The sequence below is a fragment of the Aquipuribacter sp. SD81 genome, assembly GCF_037153975.1.
Lineage (GTDB): Bacteria > Actinomycetota > Actinomycetes > Actinomycetales > JBBAYJ01 > Aquipuribacter.
Genome location: NZ_JBBAYJ010000002.1, coordinates 190,221 through 215,534 on the forward strand (window position 1 = coordinate 190,221; position 25,314 = coordinate 215,534).

Below are 25,314 nucleotides of genomic sequence, written 5' to 3' on the forward strand. Positions count from 1 at the left end.
CCCGGGCCTGGGCGCTCCTGCGCGGTGCCGCAGCCCGCTCGCCCGGTCGCGGCAGGATGCCGCCGTGACCGAGCAGTCGCTGACGCCCCGCTCTCCCGCCCCGCTGGAGACCACGACGGTCGACCTGGCGCCCGACGCCGCGCTCGTCGTCGTCGACGTGCAGTGCGGCTTCGACGAGCCGGCGTGGGGCGCCCGCGACAACCCGGACGCCGAGGTCCACGTCGCCGCGCTGCTGCGTGCGTGGCAGGCGACGTCGCGGCCGGTCGTGATCGTGCGCCACGACTCGGTGCACCCGGACTCGCCGCTGGCACCCGGCGGGACCGGCAACGCCCTGAAGCCCGAGGTCGTGCGCTTGCTCGTCCGAGAGCCCGACCTGCTGGTGTCCAAGACGGTGAACTCCTCCTTCCACGGCAGCCCGGACCTGGCGGCCTGGTTGTCCGGCCGCGGGATCCGGCAGGTCGTCGTGTGCGGCGTGCAGACGAACTTCTGCTGCGAGACGACGGCCCGGGTCGGCGCCAACCTCGGTTTCGACGTGCTGTACGTGCTCGACGCCACGTGGACCTACGACCTGCCCGGCTTCTCCGGCGGCACGGTCAGCGCGGCACAGCTGCGCGAGGTCACGGCGACCAACCTCGCCAACGAGTTCTGCCGGGTGGTGTCGACCGGGACGCTGCTAGCGGCCGCGGCGGCCACCTGACCAGCCGCGGCTGCTCCCGAACTGCTGCTGCGGCGGGCGATCGGTCGTGCACGACCAGCGGAGGGAGGGTCCTGCGCCGTGATGGTCGATGCACGACTGTGTCGTGCACGACCTGCTCGCGGTCCGTGGGCCCCTCCGCGCCGGTCACGTCCGGGCCGGTCGGGGCACCTGTCTTTCCGGGCATCGCGGCGGAGGGAGACGTGTGAGCAGAGCCTGTTCCGGTCACGTGTCGACGTGTGGCCTCGCCCTGCGTCACGACGCGCCGAGCAGCAGGAGGGGCTGTGGACAGGAGGGTCGGAGCCGGTCACGCGGTGAGGCACTATGTCGCCGGACGACGCGAGGGGAGATCGCCGTGCACCTCCGACAGGGCTGGGCCGCGCCGACGGGGCTGGTGCTGACCGCGGCCTTGCTGGCCGGCTGCACCGACGCGGACCCGGACGACGACGGCCCGACGGCCGCCGCTCCGCAGCCATCGGTCACCTCGGACGCCCCGTCTGAGCCGTCCCCCAGCGAGGCAGTGAGCGAGGAACCGTCCCTCAGCCCGGCCGACCAGGCAGCCGCGGAGGCGGAGGCGGCGTACGCGAGGTGGATCGCATTCCAGAACGACACCCTCCAAGCACCTCCTCCGATCTCGGGAGACGGCGAGGCGTCTGAGCAGGCCTTCTCGACGTTCGAGACATCCATACGAGAAGTCGGACAAGGCGAGGCCGAGGGCATCCTCATCAGCACGGTCGACCAGTACAACCAGGGCGGGTGGCGTCAAGTCGGGCGCACGGAGGTCACGTGGACAGACGTGAGAGAGGTGCTCTTGGACCCCGAGTCCCCGTCGGACGAGAGCATCACCCTGCGTGCGTGTCTGACGCCGGTCGATGTCCGGGTACTGAACGCCGACGGTGCTGACGTGTTTCCCGAGCTCGAGGCGACGCCTCTCGTGTCTGAGGCTGTCCTCGAACGCCCGATCTCCGGACAAGCCGATGGCTGGCGGGTAGCAACGACTCGGGTGGTAGAGGAAGAGGAGTGCTGAGTCATCTTGCGGTCGCAGCGGCGATGTGGCTGGCCGCTCATCTTCTGGTCGCCTCTACCGGTGCCGCAATACCGACAGAGACAGGGTGCCCTCCCGGTCAACGCGCGGTGTTCGATGGCGGGTTCCGATGCGTCGTGATCAACCCAGGCACAGGGCCGCAGAACCCTGACCAGAACTCAGGAACCCCCGGCGGTAACACGGATGGAGCGGCGGAGCAGTCCGACACATCTCGCCCTTACAATGACTATTGCACCCGTCGCCAGGCCTTGCCCGACCCCCCGGCTGAAGATCCGATTTGGGCCGGTCGGGACCCAGCGGTTCACACGCTCATGCGCTGCTTCTTCGCTGGCCAGAGCGGCCCGGATGGGTTGCCCTTTGTGGACTATGTCAGGGCGGACGGCGAACCAGACACGGGACCCTTCATCGATCCTGCCGTTCTGGCCGAGATGGCTTTCGGCGAATTGGGTCTATCGCCCATCAACATAGGCATGGCCCCCGAGCCCGCATCGGACTCCTTAGGTCTGGTCGGTCTGCCTGTGTGGATGTGGGCGGACTCCCCCTCACCTGAGACCGTAGGGCCCGCCGGCTTCTCGATCAGCGCTGGACCCGTGAACCTGACACTCACAGCCCGAGTTGAACGCATCGTCTGGGACATGGGGGATGGCACCTCAGTTACCTGTACGACAACGGGAACACCCTATGAGGCCCGCTTCGGGGCCATTCCAAGTCCCGACTGCGGGCATGTCTACTCATCGACGAGTGCAGACCAGGCTGGCGGCGCCTTCTCGGTAACCGCCAGGTCCTATTGGGTGGCCGAGTGGACGACGAACACGGGACTGTCGGGAACGATGGAACGACAGCAGACGGCTACCGAGCAGGTGCGCATCGGGGAGTCCCAGGTCATCGTCACGCGGGACTAGGTCGGAGCCGACAGTCCTCGAGCGGCTTCTTGCGGTCCCGGTCGACGACACGACGCAGCGGTTCGATGACGGCGCTCCGGTCGTGCACGACACAGTCGTGCATGCGCCGTCTGCGGAAGGACCCGCCTCCAGCCGGTCGTGCACGACACAGTCGCGCGTGAGCCGTCTGCGGAAGGGCCCGCCTCCAGGCGGTCGTGCACGACTTACCGCGAGCGGGCCGGGCCCGAGGGGCGCAGCCGGCAGCGGGGCGACGGCGCCCGCGGGTCAACGTCCGATCTCGTTGGCATGCTGGGCCCGTGCTGCTCGCGGAGGTCGTCGACACGAGCCTGGCGGTGGGCGCCACCCGGAGCAGGACCGCGAAGGCGGAGGCGGTGGCCGCGCTGCTGCGGCGGGCTCCCGCCGACGAGGTCGCGCCCGCGACGGCGTGGCTGTCCGGTGAGCTGCTGCAGGGCCGGGTGGGCGTCGGTCACCGCACCCTCGCCGGGCTGCGGGTGCCGCCGGCGGCCGAGGCCGGGCTCGAGGTCGCCGACGTCGACGGGACGCTGAGCGAGGTCGCGAGCGCGAGCGGCGCGGGATCGTCCGCCCACCGCACCTCGCTGCTGCGGGACCTGCTCACCCGGGCCACCGCCACCGAGCAGCGCTTCCTCGTCGACCTCGTGCGCGGGGAGCTGCGGCAGGGAGCGCTCGAAGGGGTCGTCCTCGACGCGGTCGCCCGGGCCGCCGACGTGCCGGCGGCCGCCGTCCGTCGCTCCTTCATGCTGAGCGGCAGCCTGCCGGACACCGCACGGACCGCCTTGGGCGACGGCCAGGCGGGGCTCGAGGCGACCGCGCTCACGCTCATGCGCCCCGTCCGTCCCATGCTCGCGAGCCCCGGCTCGTCCCTCGACGAGGCGATGTCCGCCCTCAGCGGCAGCCCCGCCGGCGTCACCGTCGAGCACAAGCTCGACGGCGCCCGCATCCAGGTGCACCGCGACGGCGACGACGTGCGCGTGTGGACGCGGACCCTCCGCGAGGTCACCGACGGCGTGCCCGAGCTCGTCGAGCACGTGCGCGCCCTGCCCTGCACGACCGCGGTGCTCGACGGCGAGACCCTCAGCCTCGACGACGACGGTCGACCGCGCGCGTTCCAGGACACCATGAGCCGCTTCGGCAGCGACGGCCCCGCGGGCGCCGGGCCGGCCGGGCACGCCGACGCCGCCGTCGTCCTCAGCCCGTTCTTCTTCGACCTGCTCCACCTCGACGGCCGCGACCTCCTCGACGAGCCGCTCGCCGTCCGCCTCAACGCCCTCGCCGGGCTGCTCGCCGCCGACGAGCACGCACCGCTGCGCATGCAGGGCGTCCGGGGCGCCACCGCGGACCAGGCGGCGCAGGTCCTCGACGACGCGCTCACCTCCGGCCACGAGGGCGTGGTCGTCAAGGACCTCGCGGCCCCCTACGCCGCGGGCCGACGGGGCAGGGCGTGGCAGAAGGTCAAGCCCGTTCACACCCTCGACCTCGTCGTCGTCGGCGTCGAGCGCGGCTCCGGCCGGCGCAGCGGCACGTGGTCGAACATCCACCTCGGAGCGCGCGACCCCGAGGGCGGCGAGCCCGTCATGGTCGGCAAGACCTTCAAGGGGATGACCGACGAGCTGCTCGCGTGGCAGACGGAGACCCTCCCCCGCCACGCCCGTGACGGCGAGGACCTCGACGGCTACGTCATCGCGCTGCGACCGGAGCTCGTCGTCGAGATCGCGCTCGACGGCGCGCAGCGCAGCAGCCGCTACCCCGGCGGGGTGGCGCTGCGCTTCGCGAGGGTGCTCCGCTACCGCCCCGACAAGGACGCCGCCGAGGCCGACACGCTCGACGGCGTCCGGGCGCTGCTGCCGTGACCGTCTCCCTGCCGTCCCGCGCCGACGTCGTCGTGGTCGGCGGCGGGGTGATGGGCACCTCCGTCGCCTTCCACCTGGCCGAGGCCGGCGTCGACGTGCTCCTGCTCGAGCGCGACGGGCTCGCCTCCGGCTCCAGCGGCAAGCCCGTGGGCGGGGTGCGGGCGCAGTTCTCCGACCCGGTCAACGTCGCGCTCGGCGCCCGCAGCCTGCGGGCCTTCGCCGACTTCGCGCGCCGCCCCGGCGACGACATCGGCCTGCGCCGCGTCGGGTACCTGTTCCTGCTCGACGACCCCGCCCAGCTGCCGGTGTTCGAGGCGAGCCTCGCGGTGCAGCACGCGCACGGCGTGACCTCACGCCTCGTCGACGTCGCGGAGGCGACCCGGCTCAACCCGTACGTCGACGGCTCGCGGTACCTCGCCGCCGCGTGGTCGCCGGAGGACGGCTGGGCCCGTCCGGCCGCCGTCGTGCACGGGTACGCGGCCGCGGCCCGACGGCACGGCGCCACCGTGCGGACGGGCACGACCGTCACCGGTGTCGAGGTGCGCGGCGGGGAGGTCGTGGCCGTGGCGACCGCGGCCGGGACCGTCCGCACGTCGACGGTCGTGTGCTGCGCGGGCGCGTGGTCGCGCACCGTGGGAGCGATGGTCGGGGTCGACCTGCCGGTCGAGCCGCTGCGCCGCCAGATCGCCTTCTCCGCCCCGCTCGAGCGGTCCGTGATCGACCGGCCCTTCACGATCGATGCGACCTCGACCTTCTACGTGCACGGCGCCGACGACGGCGTGCTCCTGGGCTGGGCCGACCCCGACCAGCCGGTCGGTGACGAGCGGCGCTACGACCCCTCCTGGCTGCCGAGGCTGCGGGAGCGGGCCCGCCGCTGCGTGCCCGCGCTCGCCGACGTCCCCCTCGTCGACGGCTGGGCGGGTCTGTACGAGGTGACCCCGGACCGCAACGCGCTCGTCGGCGAGGCGCCGGACGTGAGCCGCTTCCTCTACGCGGCGGGCTTCTCCGGGCACGGCTTCCTGCAGGGACCCGCGGTCGGCGAGGCCGTGCGCGACCTCGTCCTCGGCCGCGAGCCCGTCGTCGACGTCTCCTCGCTCGACGTCGCGCGCCTCGCGACCGACCGGCACGTGCGCGAGGTCGCCATCGTGTGAGGCGCGCCCTCAGACGACGGCGGCGCTGTCCACGGGCCGACGCGGCCGTGGCGCCCCGAGCAGGCCCTCGGTCGCCGTCGCCACCACGCGCGCGACACCGTCGCCGTCGACCACGGCGCGGACGTCGTCCAGGGGGACCGGACGGTGCAGCAGGTACCCCTGGAGCGTGTGGCAGCCGGCCGACACGACGGCCGCGAGCTGGTCGCTGGTCTCGATGCCCTCCGCCGTGACGGAGATGCCGAGGTCCCGGCACAGGTCGACGACCGCCGAGACGAGCCTGCGCGTCCGCGGCGAGGTGTCGACGTCGCGCACGAAGGAGCGGTCGAGCTTCACGGTGTCGACCGGCAGCGTCATGAGGTGGTACAGCGAGGAGAACCCGGTGCCGAAGTCGTCGAGCGCGACGCGGAAGCCGTGCCCGCGCAGCTCGGTGAGCAGGTCCCACACGTGCTCCGGGTCCTCGACGACCGCGGACTCCGTGAGCTCGACGACCACCGCCGACGGCGGGACCCCGTGCCGGGTGGTCGCGGCGAGGAAGGTGTCGACGACGGCACGCCCCGACAGCTGCCGGGCGGACACGTTGACGTTCACGCGCAGCCCCGGTCGGCCCTCGGCCCGCAGCGCCGCCAGGTCCGCGCACGCCTGGTCCACGACCCACGCGCCCAGCTCGACGACGAGCCCGGACTCCTCCGCGAGCGGCACGAAACGTCCCGGCGGCACGAGCTCGCCGTCGCGCTCCCAGCGCACCAGGGCCTCGGTGCCGACCACCTCCCCCGACAGCGCGTCGACGAGGGGCTGGTGGTGCAGGCGCAGCTCGCCGCCGCCGACGGCGCGCGCGAGGGCGTGCAGCAGGTCCGTGCGCTCCGCGGCACGCTGCACGTACGCCTCGTCGTGCACGACGACCGCGTTCGGCGCCCCGCCGCGCTTGGCCTCGGTGAGCGCGCGCTGCGCGGCCCGGACGACCTCGTGCCCGCGACCGTCCACCGGTACGACCCCGACGCTGCACGACAGGTGCAGGGTGTGCTCGCCCACGACGAGCGGCTGTGACACGAGCGACTGCAGGGCACGCGCGAGCCCGGTCCCGTCCGCGTGCCGGTCGGAGACGACGGTCAGGTCGTCGTCGCCCAGGTGGCCCACGTGGCACGCGGCCGAGACCGAGGACGAGAGCCGCTCGGCGAGCGCGCGCAGCGCCTGCTCCGCGACCGCCTGGCCGAGGCGCTCGTTGACGCGGGCGAACTCGTCGATGTCGACGAGCGCGAGCTGGCACCGGCCGGGCGCGGCCCGCTCGTCGATGGCGCGCTCCACGGCGAGCCGGTTCGGCAGCCCCGTCACGCGGTCGTGGAAGGCGAGGTGCTCGAGGTCCGCCTCGCGCCTGGCCCGGTCCGTCACGTCGTGCGCGTTGATGACGACCCCCGCGACGGCGGGGTCGTGACGCAGGTCGGTGAGGGTCAGGGCCACCCAACGACGCTCGCCGTCGACCTCGAGGGGCACCGGTCGGGGCAGCGTCCGCCGCGCCGCCGTCCCGTTCCGGGCCACCAGGGCCAGGTCGGCCAGCACGCCCGCGACGGGGAGCACCGGGTCGATGGGCCGCCCCACGACGGCCTCCGCGGCCGGACCGCCCGGCCACAGCGCGGCGGCCGACGGCGTGGCGAACGTGACCGCGCCCGTGGGGTCGACGACGAGGATGGCGTCGTCGCTCTCGCGCACGAGCGCGGCGAGGCGCCGCTCGGTCCGCAGCGCCGCCGTCTGCGCGTCGGCGCGGCGGTCGGCCTCGGCGAGCAGGCGCGCGTACGCGCGGTGCAGGTCGCGCCGGGCGGCCTTGCGCAGCGACCAGGCGAGCCACAGCGTGAGCGCGACGCCGACGAGCGTCATGCCGAGCTGCACCGCCTCGTCGGTGCGCCGGCCGGACAGCGCGAGGACGCCGTCGCGGTAGAACACGATCTCCAGCTGGGTGTAGAGCCTGGCGACCGACTGCTCGGCCTGCTCGGCGTCCTCCCGCAGCGCCGGCGAGGCCGCCCGCAGGGCCTCGGCGCGACCGCCGGGGCCCACCTCGAGCGCCACGTCGAGCGACGACGAGACCCGGGCCGCGGCGTCCCTGCCCCGCCGGACCTGCTGGGCCTGGGTGGTCGTGAGGTCGTCGCGGCCCTCGAGCAGCGACAGCTGGCGCTCGAGGTAGGCGACCTGGTCGCGGGCGGTGCGGGCGGAGCCCTCGACCTCCGCCGGGGTGGCGTCCGGGTCCCGCAGCCGCTCGTCGAGGTCGACGAGCGCGAGACGCAGGCGCAGGGAGTCGCGCTGCGCGTCCGCGGCGATGCCGGAGACGTTCTGCGCGAGGCTGAAGCCGTCCATCGCGCGGTCGAGCTCGGCGAAGGCCCGGATGCTCGCCGCACCCCCGCTCAGGACGACGACGACGAGGACGAGGAGCAGCAGGAGCTGGGCGCGGCCGAGGCGGGACCCGTTCGGGACCAGCCCCTGCCGGTTCACGCCGGTCCGACCGTGGCCAGGCTCCAGATCCACAGCGCCTCGTCGCCGGCGGCGGGGTGCTCGTCGGTGAAGACGACGCGGGTGGGGCCGCCGTCCTCCAGCGCGATCTCCTCGCCGTCGGCGCGCGTGGCGAGGATCGCGCCCGGGGTGTCCGCGACGGACAGCGGCAGGTCCACCGCGTACTCGTTGTAGGCGACCGTGTGGACGGTGTCGACGTCGTCGGGCAGGTCGACGAGGGCGAGCACGTCCTCCAGCGGCACGCCGCGGAAGACGACGTCCTCGTCGAGGAACGGCTCGTGCACCGTCGCCTCGACGGTGGGCATCGACTCGAGCTGGGCGAGGCTCAGCCGCAGCTCGCCGTCGGTGTTCGTCGCGCCGCCGGTGAAGGTGAGCACGACGTCGTCCTCGTCGGGGGCGGGGACGTCGTCGACGGTGCTGACGCTCCCGGCCGAGACGGTCGTCACCGCAGCCGCGGCGTCCTCGCCGCACGCGGCGAGCGGGAGCAGGAGCAGCGGCACGGCGAGCAGGGCGGCGTGGCGGGTGCGGGGCAGGGACATCGTGACCTCGGAGGGACAGGGGACGCAGGGGGACCTCCGTGCCATCGGCAGGGTCCGGCCCCGGGCGCAGCCCGGCGGCGGCGACCGGCACCGAGGTCACCGGAAGGGAGCAGTGGCCGCCGGCGGTGACGGCTGGGACGCTGCGGCATGGCCGACACCCCCGCCGTCCTGCCGTGGCAGCTGCGCGCGGCCTTCGCCCGCAGGCTGTCCGACCTGTACGGCCGCGAGGTGCCCGCCTACACGACCCTGCTCGAGGTCGCCCACGAGGTGAACTCCGAGGTGGTGGCCCGGCGCGGCGCCGAGGCGGAGCGCCTCGGCAGCGTCGAGCGGGTGACCGCCGAGCGGCACGGCGCGATCCGGCTCGGCACGCCGCGGGAGATGGCGGCGGTCGCGACGGTGTTCGGCGCCATGGGCATGCACCCGGTCGGCTTCTACGACCTTCGGGAGGCGGCGACGAGCGCCGTCCCGGTCATCTCCACCGCGTTCCGTCCGGTGGCGGCGGCCGAGCTGGCCCGCAACCCGTTCCGGGTCTTCACGTCGATGCTGACGCCGGCGGACCGCCGTTTCTTCGACGCCGACCTGCAGGCGCGGCTGGAGGCCTTCCTCGACGCCCGCGAGGTGTTCGGGCCCGAGCTGCTCGTCCTCGCGCGCCGGGCCGAGGCCGCGGGCGGCCTCGACGAGGCCGACGCCGAGAGGTTCCTCACCCTCGCGGTGGCGGTCTTCGCGCTGTCGCGGGAGCCGGTCGACCACGCCTGGTACCGCGAGCTCGAGCGCGTGTCCGCGGTGGCCGCCGACATCGGCGGGGTGCGCTCGACCCACGTCAACCACCTGACGCCGCGCGTGCTCGACATCGACGCGCTGTACGAGCGGATGGCCGCGCGCGGCATCACCATGATCGACGACATCCAGGGACCGCCGCGCTGGGACGGCCCGGACGTGCTGCTGCGCCAGACGTCGTTCCGGGCGCTCGACGAGCCCCGCGCCTTCCGCCTGCCCGACGGCAGCGTCACCACCGACGCGCTGCGCGTGCGCTTCGGCGAGGTGGAGGCCCGCGGCGTCGCCCTCACCCGCGAGGGTCGCGCCCGCTACGACGACGCGGTCGCGGAGGTCGCCGCCCGGGGGCTCGCGACGGCCGCGGAGCGGCACGCGGCGAAGGTCGAGGTGTGGCAGCGGGTCTTCCCGCGCACCGAGGCGGAGCTGTTCGACGCCGGGCTGGCGTACTGGGAGCAGGTCGTAGTCGACGGGCGCACGGAGCGGCGGCCCATCGTGTACGAGGACTTCCTGCCGCAGAGCGCGGCCGGCATCTTCCAGTCCAACCTCGACGACGACGGCCGTCGTGACACCTCGAAGCAGGCGCTGGAGCGGGACGCCGACTGGCTCGCCGGGGCGCTGGAGCGCGAGCTGCTCGACCCCTTCGAGCTGTACGCCGCGCAGCAGGCGGCGTCGTCCGGGTAGTCAGCCCACGGGGCCGGACGCCTCGTCGGCGTCCTCCGGCGGCCAGACGACGTCGAAGCGCTCGAAGACGACGGGCAGGTCTGGGGACCACTCGAACCCCTCGGTCGCCGCCTGCCGTCGCCAGTAGCGGGCGTGTCCCTCGAGCCACTCGGCGGCGTCGCGGTCGCCCTCCCCCTCGTCGAGCGCGAACGCGGCGTCGACGCTGTCGGCGGGACCGACGCGCAGCTCCGTCGAGCGCAGCACGAGCCGCGGGGCGCCCCGCCCGTCGCACGCCACCCAGTGCGAGCCGATGCGCGGCGGCAGGGCGTCGTGGGCGAGGAAGTCGCGCAGCAGCGCCGCGGTCGCTCGCTTGCCGCCGCCGAGGACGAGGGCGAGCAGGGAGTCGCACGACTCCACGGAGTCGCCGAAGTGCTCGACGGCGGGCTCGTCCCACGCGTGCTCCGGGTGCGCGGCCACGTAGTCGCGCCACATCGCGGCGGCGGCGGCCTCGTCGTGCGGCGGCAGCGGGGTGCGGGTCGGCCCGGGGGTGCTCACGGGGCCGATCCCACCACGGCAGACTGCCGTCCATGACGAGCAGCGCCGAGCCCACCGCCGACCTGCGCACCGAGGCCCTCGCCGCGCTCGACCGGCTGGGTGCCGCGGTGCCGGCGCCACGCCCCGACGGTCCCGCCGTCACCGCCCGCACGCCGCTCACCGGCGAGGCGCTGTTCGAGGTCGCGGCCGCCGACGCCGCCGCGGTGGCCGAGGCCGTCGGGGAGGCCGCCGAGGCCTTCCGCACGTGGCGCTCGGTCCCGGCGCCCGTGCGCGGCCGCACCGTCAAGCGCCTCGGCGAGCTCCTCGCCGAGCACGAGGCCGACCTCGCCACCCTCGTCACCCTCGAGGCCGGCAAGATCACGTCCGAGGCCCGCGGCGAGGTGCAGGAGATGATCGACATCTGCGACCTCGCGGTCGGGCTGTCGCGGCAGGTCGGCGGGCGCACCATGCCGTCGGAGCGCCCCGGGCACCGGCTCATGGAGACGTGGCACCCGCTGGGGGTGGTGGGCGTCGTGAGCGCGTTCAACTTCCCGGTCGCGGTGTGGTCGTGGAACACCGCCGTCGCGCTCGTGTGCGGCGACACCGTCGTGTGGAAGCCGTCGGAGCTGACGCCGCTCACCGCCCTCGCGTGCGCGGCGCTGCTCGACCGGGCGCTGCGCGAGACCGACGCACCCGTGGCGGTGCACCGCCTCGTCCTCGGCGCGCGCGAGGTGGGCGACGCCCTCGTGCGCGACGCCCGGGTCGCGCTCGTGTCCGCGACCGGCTCGGAGCGCATGGGCACCGAGGTCGCGCCCGTCGTCGCCGCGCGGCACGGACGGACGCTGCTGGAGCTGGGCGGCAACAACTGCGCCGTCGTCACGCCCTCGGCGGACCTCGACCTCGCGGTGCGCGCGGTTGTCTTCTCCGCGGTGGGCACCGCCGGGCAGCGCTGCACGTCGCTCCGGCGGCTGCTCGTCCACACCTCCGTGCTCGAGGAGGTGCTGGAACGTCTCGGGGCCGCCTACCGGGGCCTGCCGGTCGGCGACCCGCGCGAGGAGGGCACCCTCGTCGGACCGCTCGTGACCGCCGCCGCGGCCGACACCATGCGTGCGGCGCTGGCGGAGGCCGTCGCCGACGGCGGCGAGGTGGTCGTGGGCGGCGAGCGCGTCGACGTCGCCGCCGCGCCCGGCGCCGCCTACGTCCGCCCCGCGCTCGTCCGCATGCCGCGGCAGAGCGACGTCGTGCGGCGCGAGACCTTCGCCCCGGTGCTGTACGTCATGCCGTACGAGACGTTCGAGGAGGCCGTCGCCGTCCACAACGACGTGCCGCAGGGCCTGTCCAGCGCCGTCTTCACCCTCGACGCGCGCGAGGCGGAGCGCTTCCTGTCCGAGGCGGGCTCGGACTGCGGCATCGTCAACGTCAACATCGGCACCTCCGGCGCGGAGATCGGCGGCGCCTTCGGCGGGGAGAAGACGACCGGCGGCGGGCGGGAGTCCGGCTCCGACGCGTGGAAGGCGTACATGCGCCGGGCCACCAACACCGTCAACTACTCCGACGAGCTGCCCCTGGCGCAGGGCGTCCGCTTCGGCTGAGCGAGCACCCGGGGGGTGCGGCAGTCAGCGGCGACGTCGGCGGCCGGCCGAGCGCGGCGGCTGCGCCCGCATGTGGTCGCGGACCGGCGTGAGCAGGCCCGCGAGCGCCGACGTCCCCCGCCGCGACAGGGGCTCGAGCAGCTGCTGACGGACCACGTCGGTGTGGCCGGGCAGCACCGTCCGCAGCACCTCCCGGCCGGCGTCGGTGATGCTGACGACGACGCTGCGCTCGTCCTCCTCCGAGGGGGCCCGGGTCACGAGACCGGCCGCCTCGAGCAGCCCCGCCTGGTACGTGAGGCCGCTGCGGCTGTAGACGACGCGGTCGGCGAGGTCGGTCATGCGCGCGGTGCCCGTGGGCGTGCCGAGGCCGAGGGTCGCGAGCAGCTGGAACTGCACGTAGCTGAGGTCACCGGCCTCCCGGAGCTGCTGCTCCACGGCGTGCCGCAGCAGGCTCGCGACGTCCATGAGCGCGAAGTACGCCCCCAGCTGTTCGTCGTCGAGCGGGCGCGGGTCGGAGGCGGTCACCCGCCGAGGGTAGCGGTGCTTCGCTTTCGCAGCAGTTGCTTCGAACGCGAAGCAACGGTACCGTCCCTGTGTTGCTTCGAATCCGAAGTGACGCGACGACAGGAGACGACCATGAAGGCAGTCCGGTTCCACGAGTACGGCGACCCCGACGTGCTGCGCCTGGAGGAGGTGCCCGACCTCGTGCCCGGGCCCGGCCAGGTGCTGGTGCGGGTCGCCGGGACGTCGTTCAACGGCGTCGACGCGAACATCCGCGCCGGCGCAATGCAGGGCCCCATGCCGGTCACGCTGCCGCACGTGCCGGGGGTGGACGTGGCCGGCACGGTGGCCGGGCTCGGCGAGGGCGTCACCGGTCTCGCGGTCGGCGACGCCGTCATGGGCTTCCTGCCCTTCACCGCCGACGGCGCGGCCGCCGAGCAGGTGCTCGCCCCGGCCGAGGTGCTGGCCCCGGCGCCCACGACGGTCCCGCTGGCCGACGCCGCGGCGGTTCCCGTCGTCGCGCTGACGGCGTGGCAGTCCCTCGTCGAGCACGGCGGGCTGCGGCCCGGGCAGCGGGTGCTCATCAGCGGCGCCGGCGGAGCGGTCGGCGGCTACGCCGTGCAGCTGGCGCACGCGCTCGGGGCCCACGTCGTCGCCGTCGCCGGGCCCGGCAGCCGCGAGCGGCTCCTCGCCCGCGGCGCCGACGAGGTCGTGGACCGTACGTCGACCTCGCCCGCGGACGCCCTCACCGACCGGGTCGACGTCGTCCTCAACCTCGCTCCGCTCAGCCCCGAGGCGCTCGCCGACCTCGTGCCCCTGGTCCGGGACGGCGGTGTCGTGGTGAGCACGACCGTCTGGCTGCCCACCCCGGGCGACGAGGCGCGCGGCGTGCGCGCGGTGGACGTGTTCGTGCGCAGCGACGCCGCGCAGCTCGCCGACCTCGCCTCCCGCGTCGACCGCGGCGGGCTCGTCGTCGACGTCGCGGAGCGCGTCCCGCTCAGCGCGCTGGCGGACGTCCACGCGCGCGCCGCCGCCGGCCGGCTCGGCGGCAAGGTCGTCGTCCTGCCGGCCGCCGGCGGGTGAGCGGCCCGGGGCCCGGGCCGCTCAGCCGTCGACGACGACCACGTGCGCCACGATGACTGACGGCGCCCCGTCGGCGTCCCGCACGAGGCTCGCGACGACCTCGGTCGGCACGGCGGTCCCGTCCGGGCGCAGCGCCCGCTTGCGGACCCGGACCTGCTCGAGGTGGCCCTCACGCTGCTCGGCGAGGTTCACCGCGTCCGCCCCGCGGTCGTCGGGGTGCGTGAGGTCGTCGATGTGACGGCCGACGACGTCCTCGGCCGGGCGACCGTACACCTCGGCGAGGGCGCGGTTGACCGTCCGGATCCGCCCGTCCAGGCCCGTGACGCTCATGCCGCACGGCGCCTCGTCGAAGGCCCGCGTCATGACGTCCTCCGCCTCCCGCGCGTGGCGGCGGGCGAGCTCGACCGGGGTGACGTCCCGGCACAGGGACACCACGCGGGCGCCGAGCGCCTCGTCCTCGACGAGGTCGGTGCGCGAGCGCAGGTAGCGCACCGTGCCGTCCCGGTGCCGCACGCGCAGCAGCCGCTCCCCCGGCACCGTGGTCGCGTCCGCGGGGTCGGACAGCAGCGGCGCGTCGCCGGCGTCGACGAACTCCTCGACGAGGCGGCCCGCGAGCTCGGTCGGCAGCCGGCCGAGCACGTCGAAGACACCCGAGGAGGCGAAGACGATGCGGTGCTCGCGGGTCGAGACGAGGACGAACTCGTCGGGGTGCGCGGTGCCCGCGCCCTCCACGGGCGCGGGCGCCACGGCGTCGGTCAGGGCGCGTGCGGCCTCCTCGGGCGGCACCGGCCGGCCGAAGTGCCAGCCCTGCCCGCGGTCGACCCCGAGCGCCGTGACGGTGCGCGCCTGGGTGGCGTCCTCGACCCCCTCGGCCACCACCTCCAGGCCGAGGGCGTGGCAGGCGTCGACGAGCAGCCGCAGCAGGACGCCGTCGCCGGGTCCCCGCCTCGCTCCGGACACGAAGGACCGGTCGATCTTGACGAGGTCGAGCGGCAGGTCGCGCAGCAAGGTCAGCGACGTGCGGCCGGTGCCGAAGTCGTCGAGCGCGGTGCGGACGCCCAGGCGCCGGACCGCGCTCAGCGCGCGGTGGGCGACCGCGAGGTCCTCGACCCCCGCCGACTCGGTGACCTCCAGCACGAGCCGGTCACCGGGCAGGCCCGCGGCCGCGAGCGCGTCGGCGACCTCGCCGACGAAGCCGGCCTCCTCCAGCTGCACGGGCGAGACGTTGACCGCCACGGCCGGCCGCACGCCCCCTGTGGCGGGCAGCCCCGCGGCCACCGCGCACGCCCGGCGCAGCACCCACCGGCCGAGGCCGACGACGAGCCGCGTGCGCTCGGCGACCCGCACGAGCAGCTCGGCCGGGACGTGGCCGAGCTCCGCGTCGTGCCACCGCACCAGCGCCTCGAGCTCCGCGACGACGCTCGCCGGCAGCGCGACGATCGGCTGCAGGTGCACGTCGAGCACCTGCGCCGCGAGCGCCGGGTCCGCCAGGACCTCGCGCAGCCGTCGCTCGATGTGCTCCGGCGCGAGCAGGTCGGCGGCCACCCGCCGCAGGCTATCGGCCGCCGGGCCGAAACCGTCAGTCTCCGGGTGACGGGGCGGTCACGAAGCGTCGGCGAAGTCCGCCCGCACGCCGAGCAGCCGGACGGGTCGCAGGAGCCCGCCCTCGGCGTCGGTCCCCGCGTCCGACCCGGTGTCGAGACGCGAGAGCGCCTCGAGCGCCGCGGCGAGCAGGGCCGTCGGGTCGGTGGTCGCCGGCCGCACGGCGACGCTGCGGGTGCGCGTGAGGAACGGCCGGACCCGCACCTTGACCGCCACCCGCACGACCGCACGGCCGTCGGCGGCGACGTCCGCGGCGACGTCGTCGGCGAGCCGCCCGAGCGCCGCCCGCACCTCCAGGGGGGTGGTGAGGTCGGAGGCGAACGTCGTCTCGCGGCTCGCCGAGCGCGGCACCCACGGCGCGGGGTCGACGACGGCGCTCGACCGGCCCCGGCCGGTCAGCACGAGCCACGGCCCGGTGGCCGGGCCGAAGCGACGCGCGAGCACCTCGTGGTCGGCGGCCGCGAGCTCCTCGACGGTCGACACTCCCAGCTCGGCGAGCCGCGAGGCGGTCCGCGGTCCGACGCCCCACAGCTCGCGCACCGGGCGCGGTCCCATCACCGCGGCCCAGTCGCGCTCGGTCAGGGTCGCGATGCCGCCGGGCTTGGCGAAGCCCGTGGCGGTCTTCGCCCGGAGCCGGTTGTCGCCGATGCCGACGGCGCACGACAGCGTGGTGGCCTCGCGGACCGTACGGCGGACCTGCTCCGCCAGCCCCCGCGGGTCGTCGGTGTCGGTGCCGAGGAACGCCTCGTCCCAGCCGAGCACCTCGACCGCCACCGGCAGCGTGCCGAGCGCCGCCATGACCTCGGCCGAGGCCGCGTCGTACGCCGGCGCGTCGTGCGGCAGGAACACCGCCTCGGGGCACAGCCGCAGCGCGCGCGACATCGGCACGCCGGAGCGGACGCCGAGCGCACGCGCCTCGTACGTGGCGGTCGCCACGACCTGGCGCGGTCGCCGGGGGTCCCCGTCGCCGCCCACGACGACCGGTCGGCCGGCGAGCTCCGGGCGGCGGCGCACCTCGACGGCCGCGACGAACTGGTCGAGGTCCACGTGCAGCACCCAGCGCGAGGGGGCGGGCGGTGCCGGCGCGGCGGTCGCGGCGTCGTCACCGGCGGCGGGGACCACCGGTCGATTGTCCGCCCGACGGCAGCGGGACGCGTCCGTGACGGGCCGGTGGGGCCGCCGCTGGGCCGAACGGAGGATGTCCGGCACCGTCCGTCGGGCCCGTCCGCACCCGACTCCCTGCGGTCTCCCAGCCTGCGGGAGCAGCGTGCGGGTATGGGCAGCACCCGGACGCTCCTCGACCGCTCCACCGACGTGCTCGACGCCGACGAGCAGCTGACGCCCGCGGGCGACCGCGTCCGCGACGTGTGGGCGTGGGCGTTCTCCGACAACCTCGACCCGACGGTGCGGGCCGTCGTCGCTGAGTACCTCGTGGCGCGCGCCGTCGGGGCGGACCTCAGCCGCCCGCGCCGTGACAGCGACTCCTGGGACGTCGTGACGCCGGACGGCACGACGGTCGAGGTCGTCTCCGCCGCGCGGCTCGACGCGGGCGGTCGGCCGCGTGCGGGCACGGTCACGTGGGGCCGCGGCCGGGGAGGCCGCGCGGAGGAGCCGCAGCGCAGCGACTTCGGCGCCGCCGCCCGGGCCGACGTCTACGTGCTGTGCCTGCAGACGGCCACGCACCGCGAGGCCGTCGACCTCGCCGACCGCGGGCAGTGGCAGTTCCACGTGCTCGCGCGCGAGGAGGTCCGCCACCTCGGCGCGACGATCGGGCTGCGGACCGTGGAGGACCGTGCCCCGGCCCTGGCGTGGGACGGGCTGGCGGACGCCGTCCGCCGGGCCGTCACTCCGGCCGCTCGAGCACGTCGGTGACGAGCGCGGCGATGGGGCTCCGCTCGGAGCGCGTGAGGGTGACGTGCGCGAACAGCGGGTGCCCCTTCAGCTTCTCGATGACGCTGACCACGCCGTCGTAGCGGCCGACGCGCAGGTTGTCGCGCTGGGCGACGTCGTGGGTCAGGACGACCTTCGAGTTCTGCCCGATCCGGCTCAGCATGGTGAGGAGCACGTTCCGCTCCAGCGACTGCGCCTCGTCGACGACGACGAACGCGTCGTGCAGCGAGCGGCCCCGGATGTGCGTGAGGGGCAGCACCTCGAGCATGCCGCGGTCCATGACCTCCTCGACCACCTCGTCGGAGACGAGCGCGCCGAGGGTGTCGAAGACCGCCTGGCCCCACGGGTTCATCTTCTCCGCCTCGCTGCCGGGCAGGTAGCCGAGGTCCTGCCCGCCGACGGCGTACAGCGGCCGGAACACCATGACCTTCTTGTGCTCGCGGCGCTCCATGACGGCCTCGAGCCCCGCGCACAGCGCGAGAGCGGACTTGCCGGTGCCCGCGCGGCCACCGAGGGACACGATGCCGATCGAGTCGTCGAGCAGCAGGTCGATGGCGATGCGCTGCTCGGCGCTGCGGCCGTGCAGGCCGAACACGTCGGTGTCGCCGCGCACGAGCCGGACCTGCTTGTCCGGGGTGACCCGGCCGAGGGCGCTGCCCCGCTCGGAGTGCAGGACGAGCCCGGTGTGGCACGGCAGGTCCCGCGCCTCGTCGAGCTCGATGGTCCCCTCGCCGTAGAGCACGGCCATGTCGTCGCCGCTCATGTCGAGCTCGGCGAGCCCGGTCCAGCCCGACGACACCGCGAGCTCGGCGCGGTACTCCTCCGCGACGAGCCCGACGGCCGACGCCTTGACCCGCATCGGCACGTCCTTGGACACGAGCACGACGTGGGCGCCCTCGTCGGCGAGGTTGCGGGCGACGGCGAGGATCCGCGTGTCGTTGTCGCCGAGCCGGAAGCCGGCGGGCAGGCAGGAGTCGTCGGTGTGGTTGAGCTCCACGCGCAGCGTCCCGCCCGCCGTGCCGACGGGCAGCGCCTCGTCGAGGCGACCGTGCTCGATGCGGAGGTCGTCGAGCAGGCGCAACGCCTGCCGGGCGAAGTAGCCGAGGTCCTGGTGGTGCCGCTTGGCCTCGAGCTCGCTGATGACGACCACCGGGAGGACGACCTCGTGCTCGGCGAAGCGGAGGACGGCGTCCGGGTCGGACAGGAGCACCGACGTGTCGAGCACGTACGTCGTGACCTGGCCGCCGTCGGCGGCGGAGCCGTGGGTGTCGCTCATGGTCGTCTCCCGCCCGGGCGCACGTCGCGCCCTGGTCGTGTCCGGTGGAGGTCCCGGTCCGGCCGCGAGGCCGGATCCGGCCTCCCCCGGAGCTGAGATCGCTCCATGGACGGGCCTCCCGGTGCCGGCGGTGCGCCGACGGCACGACGCTAACCCGCCGCGCGGGACGCGTGGGCGAGGACACGCACACACCACCCGCGCGTCGGCGCCACGCCGTACCTCGACAGGAACGCAGACGTGCGGCTCAGGACCCGAAACGGCGCTGACGCGTGGAGTACGAGCGCAGCGCCCGGAAGAAGTCGACCTTGCGGAACTCCGGCCAGTACGCCTCGCAGAACCAGTACTCGCTGTGGGCGCTCTGCCACAGCAGGAAGCCGGACAGCCGCTGCTCGCCGGACGTGCGGATGACGAAGTCCGGGTCGGGCTGCCCGCGCGTGTAGAGGTGCTCGGAGATGTGGTCGACGTCGAGGGTCTCGGCGAGCTCGGCGAGCGGCGTGCCCCGGGCGGCGTGCTCGGCGAGCAGCGAGCGGACGGCGTCGGTGATCTCCTGCCGGCCGCCGTAGCCGACCGCGAGGTTGACGGTCGTGCCGTCGACGGCGGCCGTCGCCTCCCCGACCTCCTTGAGCCGGGCGGCCGTGGCCGCCGGCAGCAGGTCGAGACGTCCCATGGGGTGCACGCGCCAGCGGCCGGTCTCCGCGAGCCGGTCGGCGAGGTCGGTGATGATCTCCAGCAGCGCGTCGACCTCGTCGGAGGCGCGCGTGAAGTTGTCGGTGCTGAGCAACCACACCGTCACGTGGTCGATGCCGACCTCGTCGCACCAGCCGAGGAACTCCACGACCTTGTCGGCGCCCGCGGCGTGACCGTGCCGGGTGGTCGTGCCGTACGCCTTCGCCCACCGGCGGTTGCCGTCGATGATGACGCCGACGTGGCGCGGCAGCGCCGCCGGCGCCAGCCGCGAGCGGAGCAGCCGCTGGTACGCCCGGTAGGCGAGCACGCGAACGCCCACGGCACCTCCTCCGGACACACCCCGTGGCCGCGCCCACGCTACCGCCCGGACCGTGCCCCCGGTCCTGCAGTGCAGCCCCGACGGCCGAGCCGGGGGCCCGGACGGCGTCGCCGCGGATGGAGCGCGGTCCCGAGGGCCGACACCGGAGACCTCGCACGTAACCTACGCTCGCGTAGGTTACGCAAACGTAGGTTAGAGTGGTGCCCGTGAGCCCCTCGTCGCACGTCGCGCCCGCGGTGTCCCTGCCGACGCACCAGCAGGTCGCCGCCATGGTCAAGCCGCTGCTGCGCGGCTGGCTGCACCTGGGCACGGCCCCGCTCGCGCTGCTCGGCGGGCTGCTGCTCGTCGCCCTGTCGCCGGACACGGCCTCTCGGGCGGCGACGGTCGTCTTCACGGTCTGCACGACGACGCTCTTCGCGGTCAGCGCGACGTACCACCGCGGCCGGTGGTCGGAGCGGACGCGGGTCCTGCTCAAGCGGCTGGACCACTCGAGCATCTTCCTGCTCATCGCGGGCTCCTACACGCCGTTCTCGGTCCTGCTGCTGCCGCGCGACCAGGCCACCCTCCTGCTGTGCCTGGTGTGGGGCGGCGCGGCGCTCGGCATCGCGTTCCGCGTGCTGTGGGTCGGGGCGCCGCGGTGGCTGTACACCCCCATCTACATCGTGCTCGGCTGGACCGCGGTGTGGTTCATGCCCGGCCTGTACGCCGGCGGCGGCCTGCTCGTCGTCTCGCTGCTCGCCGCGGGCGGACTGCTGTACTCCGGCGGCGCGGTCGTCTACGCCCTCAAGCGCCCCGACCCCTTCCCGAAGGTGTTCGGCTTCCACGAGATCTTCCACGCGGCGACCGTCCTCGCCTTCGCCGCGCACTTCACGGGCGTCCTGCTCGTGGTCCTCGCCCGCGCCTGACGCGCACCTGACCAGCACCTGACCCGCGCCCCCACCGGCGCCGTGGCGTACGGTCGCGGCAGCGGCCGGCCCGCGGCCGCGGCGGCGAGGCCCGGGAGGCAGCGTGCACGAGCGTGACGACCGCGCCCTCGCGGCGATCCGCACGCTGCTCCGCTCCTCTCACCTCGCCTCCCCCGGGGACCTCCCCGAGCTGGTTCGCGCCGGCCTGACGCACCTCGGGGTGCAGGACGGTGCCCTGCTCCTCGCCGACTACGAGCAGGAGTGGCTCGTCCCCCTCCTCGACGACACGACCCGCACCGGTGCCCCGACCGACGCCGTGGCGATCGAGGGCACGGTGCCGGGTGTCGTGTACAGCGACGTGCGCCCCCACGTGAGCACCGTCGGCGACGTGTCGACCGTGTGGACGCCCGTCCTCAACGGCACCGAACGGCTCGGGGTGCTGTGCCTGCGGCTGCCGCCCGGCGAGGAGGCGGACCCCGGCTTCCTGCTCGACGCGCGCGACGTCGCGACCCTGCTCGCCGAGCTCGTCCTCACCCGCGGCGCCTACGGTGACGCCGTCGAGCGGACCCGGCGCCGGGCGCGCCTCAGCGTGGCCGCCGAGCTGCAGTGGAGCCTGCTCCCGCCGCTCACCTTCGTCGCACCGGAGGTGTCGATCTCCGGCGTGCTCGTGCCGGCCACCGAGGTGGCGGGCGACTCCTTCGACTACTCCCTCGACGGCGACGTCGCCCACGTGGCGCTGCTCGACGCCATGGGCCACGGCCTGGAGGCGACCCTGCTGGCCTCGGTGGCGCTGTCGGTGCTGCGCAACACGCGCCGCTCCTCGGTGCCGCTGCCGCAGCGGGTGCTCACGGCCGACCGCGTCGTCGCGACGCAGTTCGGGGCGGACAAGTTCCTCACCGGCGTCGTCGGCGAGCTGCACGTGCCGAGCGGCACGTGGTCGTGGGTGACGTGCGGGCACCCGCCCGCGCTCCTGCTGCGCGAGGGCCGTGTCGTCAAGCGGCTCGACACCGCGGTCGGGGTGCCGATCGGCCTCGGGCTGTTCGACGGCCCGCCGGAGGTGGTCTCCGAGCGGCTGCAGCCCGGCGACCGCCTCCTCCTGCACACCGACGGCGTCACCGAGGCGCGCGACGAGGCCGGCACGTTCTTCGGCGTCGAGCGCCTCGTCGACCTGCTCGTGCGCGAGGACGCCGACGGACGACCGGTCGCGGAGACGCTCCGCCGGCTCAACCGGGCGCTGCTGCGGCACCAGCACGGCCAGCTGCAGGACGACGCGACCACCGTCATCGTCGAGTGGCGCTCCGGGGCCGCGACACGCACCGACGGCGGCACCGCACCGCCGTAGCGCCGTCGCTTCCGCACGCGCGTCGCCGAGGTGGGACCGAGGTCCCCGCCGTCCGTAGGGTGCGGGCATGCAGGGGTACCTGAGGTTCCCGTCGCTCGCCGGTGAGCGCCTCGCGCTCGCGGCCGAGGACGACGTCTGGCTCGTGGACCTCGCCGGTGCCGGGCCCGGGCGCGCCGAGCGGCTCTCGGCGGACCGGGCGCCGGTGGCGTACCCCGTGCTGTCGCCCGACGGCACCCGCGTCGCGTGGGTGAGCGGCCGGGACGGCGCCCCCGACGTCGTGGCCGCGGCGGTCGACGGCGGTGGCGCGGACCGGCTGACGTGGTGGGGCGACACCCACCTGCGCGTCCTCGGCTGGCACGACGGCGCCGTCGTCGCGGCCACGGCGGTCGACCAGCCGCAGCGCTCGCGCACGTGGGCCCGCGCGGTCCCCCTCGACGGGGGCCCGGCGCCGGTGCTGCCGTACGGCCCGGTCACCGGCCTCGCGCGCGACGCGACGGGGCTCACGGTGCTCTCGCGGGGCTTCGGCGGCCGGCGCCGCGACTACGCGTGGTGGAAGCGGTACCGCGGCGGGACGGCGTCGCGGCTGTGGGCCGCGACCGACGACACCGGCGACGGCAGCGCCGCGTTCGAGCCGCTGCGCCCGGACCTCGACGGGCAGCTCGTGCACCCCATGGTCGTCGGTGGCCGCGTCGCGTTCCTGTCCGACCACGAGGGCCACGGCAACGTGTACTCCGTCCGCCCCGACGGCTCGGACCTGCGCCGGCACACCGACCACGACGGCTTCTGGGCCCGGCAGGCGAGCACCGACGGCGAGCGCGTCGTCTACGCGTGCGGCGGCGAGCTGTGGCTGCTGGAGGACCTCGGGCGGGCCTCGCGACCGCGCCGGCTCGAGGTGTCGACGGGAGGGCCGCGGTCGGTCACCGTCGCGCAGCCCGTCCCCGTCGCACGGCACCTCGACGACGTCGCCCTCGACCGCCGGGGCCGCCGGGTCGTGCTCGGCGTGCGCGGAGGCGTCCACGTCGCCGCGACGCAGGACGGCCCCGCGCGCGCCCTGCCGGTCCCCGACGGGGCGCGGGCCCGGCTCGTGCGGGCCGTCGGCGAGGACGACGACCTCGTCGTCGCGTGGGTCGACGACGCCGAGGGCGAGGACGCCGTCTGCGTCGTCGCGGGCGACGCGGAGCCCCGGCGCCTGGCCACGGGGCGGCTCGGCCGGGCCCGCGACCTCGCGCTGAGCCCTGACGGGCGCACCGCCGCGGTCGGCACCCACGACGGCCGGCTCGTGGTCGTCGACCTCACGTCCGGCGCCGACGCCGACCCGTGGCGGGTGCTCGACCGCACGAGCGACGACGGTCCGACGCACCTCGCCTTCAGCCCGTGCTCCGGCTGGCTCGCGTGGTGCGCCCCCGGTCCGGAGCCGCTCAGCCAGATCCGGCTCGCGCGCCTGCGCGGCCCCGCGCCCGACGGCGGCGGGGACGACGGCGGCGGGGACGACGGCGACCTCGTCGTCGAGGCCACCCCCCTGCGCTTCACCGACGCCGAGCCCGTCTTCACGACCGACGGCCGCCACCTCGCCTTCCTGTCGCGACGGACCTTCGACCCCGTGTACGACGACATCGTCTTCGACCTCGCCTTCACCGCCGGGGTCCGGCCGTACCTGCTGCCGCTGACCCGCGACGCGGCCTCCCCCTTCGACCCGCGGCCCGGCGGTCGTCCCGCGCCGGACCCCGGGCACACCACGGGGCAGCCGGCTCGCGAGCCCGACGGCGGGTCGGCCGTCACCGCGGTCGACCTGGACGGCCTCGTGGAGCGCGTGGTCCCCGTCCCGGTCCCGACCGGCCGGGTGCGGGACCTGCGCGCGGTGGCCGGCGGCCTCGTGTGGCGGCGGGAGCCCGGGCTCGGGGAGCTCGGCGAGCAGCTGCCCCGACCGGCGGCGGAGCGGCCGCGGGCCGCGCTCGAGCGCGTCGACCTCGGCACGGGCGAGCACGTCGTGCTCGCGGAGGCGGCCGACGCCGTCGCGGCGAGCGGTGACGGGCACCGGCTCGCCGTCCGCGACGGCGAGACGCTCCTCGTGGTGCCGGCCGGCCGGCCGACGGGCGCCGAGGACGCCCCGCCCCACCGGGTCGCCGTCGACCTGGACCGCGTGCGCGCGAGCGTCGTGCCGCTCACCGAGTGGCGGCAGATGTTCGAGGAGAACGGCCGCCTCGTGCGCGACCACTTCTGGGCGCCGGACCTGGCCGGGATCGACTGGGACGGGGTGCTCGGGCGGTACCGGCCGCTGCTGGAGCGCCTCGGCTCCCGCGACGACCTGTCGGACCTGCTGTGGGAGGTCCTCGGCGAGCTCGGGACCTCCCACGCCTACGAGGTGCCGCCGGAGCGGCCGGTCGAGGCCGCGCGCCGCCTCGGCCGCCTCGGGGCGGACCTGCGCCGCGACCCCGACGGCCGGTGGCGGGTCGCGCGCGTGCTGCCCGGCGAGACGTCGGTCGGGCGGGCCCGCTCGCCGCTGTCCGCGCCCGGCGGCGGGGTGCGGGCCGGCGACGTCCTCGCCCGCGTCGACGGCCGCGCGGTCAACGGGCGCGGCCCCGGCCCGCTGCTCGTCGGCGCGGCGGGCACCCCCGTCGAGCTCGACGTGGTCCCGGGCGGCGACGGTGCGCCCCGTCGGGTCGTCGTCGTGCCGCTGGACGACGAGGAGCCGCTGCGCTACCAGGCGTGGGTCGCGGACACGCGCCGCCACGTGCACGAGGCGACGGACGGCCGGGTCGGCTACCTGCACGTGCCCGACATGATGGCCGAGGGCTGGGCGCAGCTGCACCGCGACCTGCGGCGCGAGGTCGAACGGGACGCCGTGCTGCTCGACGTGCGCGGCAACGGCGGCGGTCACGTCTCGCAGCTGGTCGTGGAGCGGCTCGCCCGGACCGTCCTCGGCTGGCAGGTGGGCCGCGGCTGGCAGCCGTTCTCCTACCCCGCGCACGCGCGGCGCGGGCCGCTCGTGTGCCTGAGCGACGAGAACGCCGGCTCCGACGGCGACATCGTCACGCAGGTCGTGCGACTGCGCGGGCTCGGTCCCGTGGTCGGCACCCGCACGTGGGGCGGCGTGGTCGGCATCGACGGCCGCTACTCCCTCGTCGACGGCACCGGCGTCACGCAGCCGCGGTACGCGACGTGGTTCGCCGGCCCCGGCTGGGACGTGGAGAACCACGGGGTCGACCCCGACGTCGAGGTCGTCGTCACGCCCGGGGACTGGGCCGCCGGCCGCGACCCGCAGCTGGCCGAGGCGCTCCGCCTCGTGCTCGCGGCGCTCGCCGACCACGAGCCGCTGCGTCCGGCCGACGTCGCGACCCGACCGTCCCGGGTCCCGCCGCCCCTGCCGCCGCGACCCTGAGCGCCCGCGCCGTGGGGTGCGGGCGCCCCGGTCGGCGGGCGCTGGTCAGGGGGCGCTGCTCAACGGGCGGCGCTC

Annotated in this window: 19 protein-coding genes; 11 read left to right on the forward strand and 8 right to left on the reverse strand. The window is 75.5% G+C overall.

Features of this window, described 5'->3' with window-relative positions; all coding sequences use genetic code 11:
• Positions 1 to 64: 64 nt before the first annotated feature.
• The 4 genes from WAA21_RS02050 (at position 65) to WAA21_RS02065 (ending at position 5,660) form a co-directional block, all read left to right on the forward strand.
• Positions 65 to 697 (forward strand): cysteine hydrolase family protein, encoded by a 633-nt coding sequence (locus tag WAA21_RS02050; RefSeq protein WP_336921073.1) that lies wholly within the window; start codon positions 65 to 67, stop codon positions 695 to 697.
• A gap of 352 nt (positions 698 to 1,049) precedes the next feature.
• Complete coding sequence (locus tag WAA21_RS02055; RefSeq protein ID WP_336921074.1) at positions 1,050 to 1,721, forward strand: hypothetical protein; 672 nt, start codon at positions 1,050 to 1,052, stop codon at positions 1,719 to 1,721.
• Between the two features lie 1,216 nt (positions 1,722 to 2,937).
• Complete coding sequence (locus tag WAA21_RS02060; protein WP_336921075.1) at positions 2,938 to 4,509, forward strand: ATP-dependent DNA ligase; 1,572 nt, start codon at positions 2,938 to 2,940, stop codon at positions 4,507 to 4,509.
• Positions 4,506 to 5,660, forward strand: a complete 1,155-nt coding sequence (locus WAA21_RS02065; RefSeq protein ID WP_336921076.1) for an NAD(P)/FAD-dependent oxidoreductase — start codon at positions 4,506 to 4,508, stop codon at positions 5,658 to 5,660. The genes WAA21_RS02060 and WAA21_RS02065 overlap by 4 nt, the downstream gene beginning before the upstream one ends.
• Before the next feature lie 9 nt (positions 5,661 to 5,669).
• Here the strand turns inward: WAA21_RS02065 and WAA21_RS02070 are convergent, their stop codons facing one another.
• On the reverse strand, positions 5,670 to 8,138 hold the full coding sequence (locus WAA21_RS02070) for a putative bifunctional diguanylate cyclase/phosphodiesterase (protein WP_336921077.1): 2,469 nt from the start codon (positions 8,136 to 8,138) through the stop codon (positions 5,670 to 5,672).
• Positions 8,135 to 8,695 carry a molybdopterin-dependent oxidoreductase gene (locus WAA21_RS02075; RefSeq protein ID WP_336921079.1) on the reverse strand — a complete coding sequence of 187 codons (561 nt, stop codon included), beginning with the start codon at positions 8,693 to 8,695 and terminating at the stop codon, positions 8,135 to 8,137. Before WAA21_RS02075 ends, WAA21_RS02070 begins: the two co-directional genes overlap by 4 nt.
• Positions 8,696 to 8,842: 147 nt before the next feature.
• Between WAA21_RS02075 and hglS the strand changes: the two genes are divergently transcribed.
• Positions 8,843 to 10,150, forward strand: a complete 1,308-nt coding sequence (hglS, locus tag WAA21_RS02080) for a 2-oxoadipate dioxygenase/decarboxylase (RefSeq protein WP_336921080.1) — start codon at positions 8,843 to 8,845, stop codon at positions 10,148 to 10,150.
• Here hglS and WAA21_RS02085 read toward each other — a convergent pair whose 3' ends face one another.
• On the reverse strand, positions 10,151 to 10,684 hold the full coding sequence (locus tag WAA21_RS02085; RefSeq protein ID WP_336921081.1) for an ASCH domain-containing protein: 534 nt from the start codon (positions 10,682 to 10,684) through the stop codon (positions 10,151 to 10,153).
• 32 nt (positions 10,685 to 10,716) lie between these two features.
• Here WAA21_RS02085 and amaB point away from each other — a divergent pair, with 32 nt between their 5' ends.
• Positions 10,717 to 12,255 (forward strand): L-piperidine-6-carboxylate dehydrogenase, encoded by a 1,539-nt coding sequence (gene amaB / locus WAA21_RS02090; RefSeq protein WP_336921082.1) that lies wholly within the window; start codon positions 10,717 to 10,719, stop codon positions 12,253 to 12,255.
• 24 nt (positions 12,256 to 12,279) lie between these two features.
• Here amaB and WAA21_RS02095 read toward each other — a convergent pair whose 3' ends face one another.
• Positions 12,280 to 12,780 (reverse strand): MarR family winged helix-turn-helix transcriptional regulator, encoded by a 501-nt coding sequence (locus WAA21_RS02095; protein WP_336921083.1) that lies wholly within the window; start codon positions 12,778 to 12,780, stop codon positions 12,280 to 12,282.
• Positions 12,781 to 12,891: 111 nt separating this feature from the next.
• Between WAA21_RS02095 and WAA21_RS02100 the strand changes: the two genes are divergently transcribed.
• Positions 12,892 to 13,839 carry an NADP-dependent oxidoreductase gene (locus tag WAA21_RS02100; RefSeq protein WP_336921084.1) on the forward strand — a complete coding sequence of 316 codons (948 nt, stop codon included), beginning with the start codon at positions 12,892 to 12,894 and terminating at the stop codon, positions 13,837 to 13,839.
• A 21-nt stretch (positions 13,840 to 13,860) separates the two neighbouring features.
• Here the strand turns inward: WAA21_RS02100 and WAA21_RS02105 are convergent, their stop codons facing one another.
• Both WAA21_RS02105 and WAA21_RS02110 read right to left on the reverse strand, forming a co-directional pair.
• Positions 13,861 to 15,384, reverse strand: a complete 1,524-nt coding sequence (locus tag WAA21_RS02105; RefSeq protein WP_336921085.1) for a sensor domain-containing phosphodiesterase — start codon at positions 15,382 to 15,384, stop codon at positions 13,861 to 13,863.
• A gap of 57 nt (positions 15,385 to 15,441) precedes the next feature.
• Complete coding sequence (locus tag WAA21_RS02110; protein WP_336921086.1) at positions 15,442 to 16,563, reverse strand: DNA polymerase IV; 1,122 nt, start codon at positions 16,561 to 16,563, stop codon at positions 15,442 to 15,444.
• A gap of 153 nt (positions 16,564 to 16,716) precedes the next feature.
• Here WAA21_RS02110 and WAA21_RS02115 point away from each other — a divergent pair, with 153 nt between their 5' ends.
• A complete protein-coding gene (locus tag WAA21_RS02115) occupies positions 16,717 to 17,313 on the forward strand; it encodes a hypothetical protein (RefSeq protein WP_336921087.1) in 597 nt (198 codons plus the stop codon).
• On the opposite strand, the gene WAA21_RS02120 is transcribed toward WAA21_RS02115, so the two are convergent.
• Together WAA21_RS02120 and WAA21_RS02125 are read right to left on the reverse strand one after the other, a co-directional pair.
• Positions 17,285 to 18,607 carry a PhoH family protein gene (locus tag WAA21_RS02120; RefSeq protein ID WP_336921088.1) on the reverse strand — a complete coding sequence of 441 codons (1,323 nt, stop codon included), beginning with the start codon at positions 18,605 to 18,607 and terminating at the stop codon, positions 17,285 to 17,287. The two genes, WAA21_RS02115 and WAA21_RS02120, sit on opposite strands and share 29 nt — an antisense overlap.
• A gap of 244 nt (positions 18,608 to 18,851) precedes the next feature.
• A complete protein-coding gene (locus tag WAA21_RS02125; RefSeq protein WP_336921089.1) occupies positions 18,852 to 19,613 on the reverse strand; it encodes an isoprenyl transferase in 762 nt (253 codons plus the stop codon).
• 206 nt (positions 19,614 to 19,819) lie between these two features.
• Here WAA21_RS02125 and trhA point away from each other — a divergent pair, with 206 nt between their 5' ends.
• From trhA to WAA21_RS02140, 3 genes are all read left to right on the forward strand, one after another.
• Entirely contained in the window at positions 19,820 to 20,518 is a 699-nt protein-coding gene (trhA, locus tag WAA21_RS02130) for a PAQR family membrane homeostasis protein TrhA (protein ID WP_336921090.1), read from the forward strand.
• A 103-nt stretch (positions 20,519 to 20,621) separates the two neighbouring features.
• Entirely contained in the window at positions 20,622 to 21,860 is a 1,239-nt protein-coding gene (locus WAA21_RS02135; RefSeq protein WP_336921091.1) for a PP2C family protein-serine/threonine phosphatase, read from the forward strand.
• 67 nt (positions 21,861 to 21,927) lie between these two features.
• On the forward strand, positions 21,928 to 25,239 hold the full coding sequence (locus tag WAA21_RS02140) for a S41 family peptidase (RefSeq protein WP_336921092.1): 3,312 nt from the start codon (positions 21,928 to 21,930) through the stop codon (positions 25,237 to 25,239).
• The last annotated feature ends 75 nt before the right edge of the window (positions 25,240 to 25,314 follow it).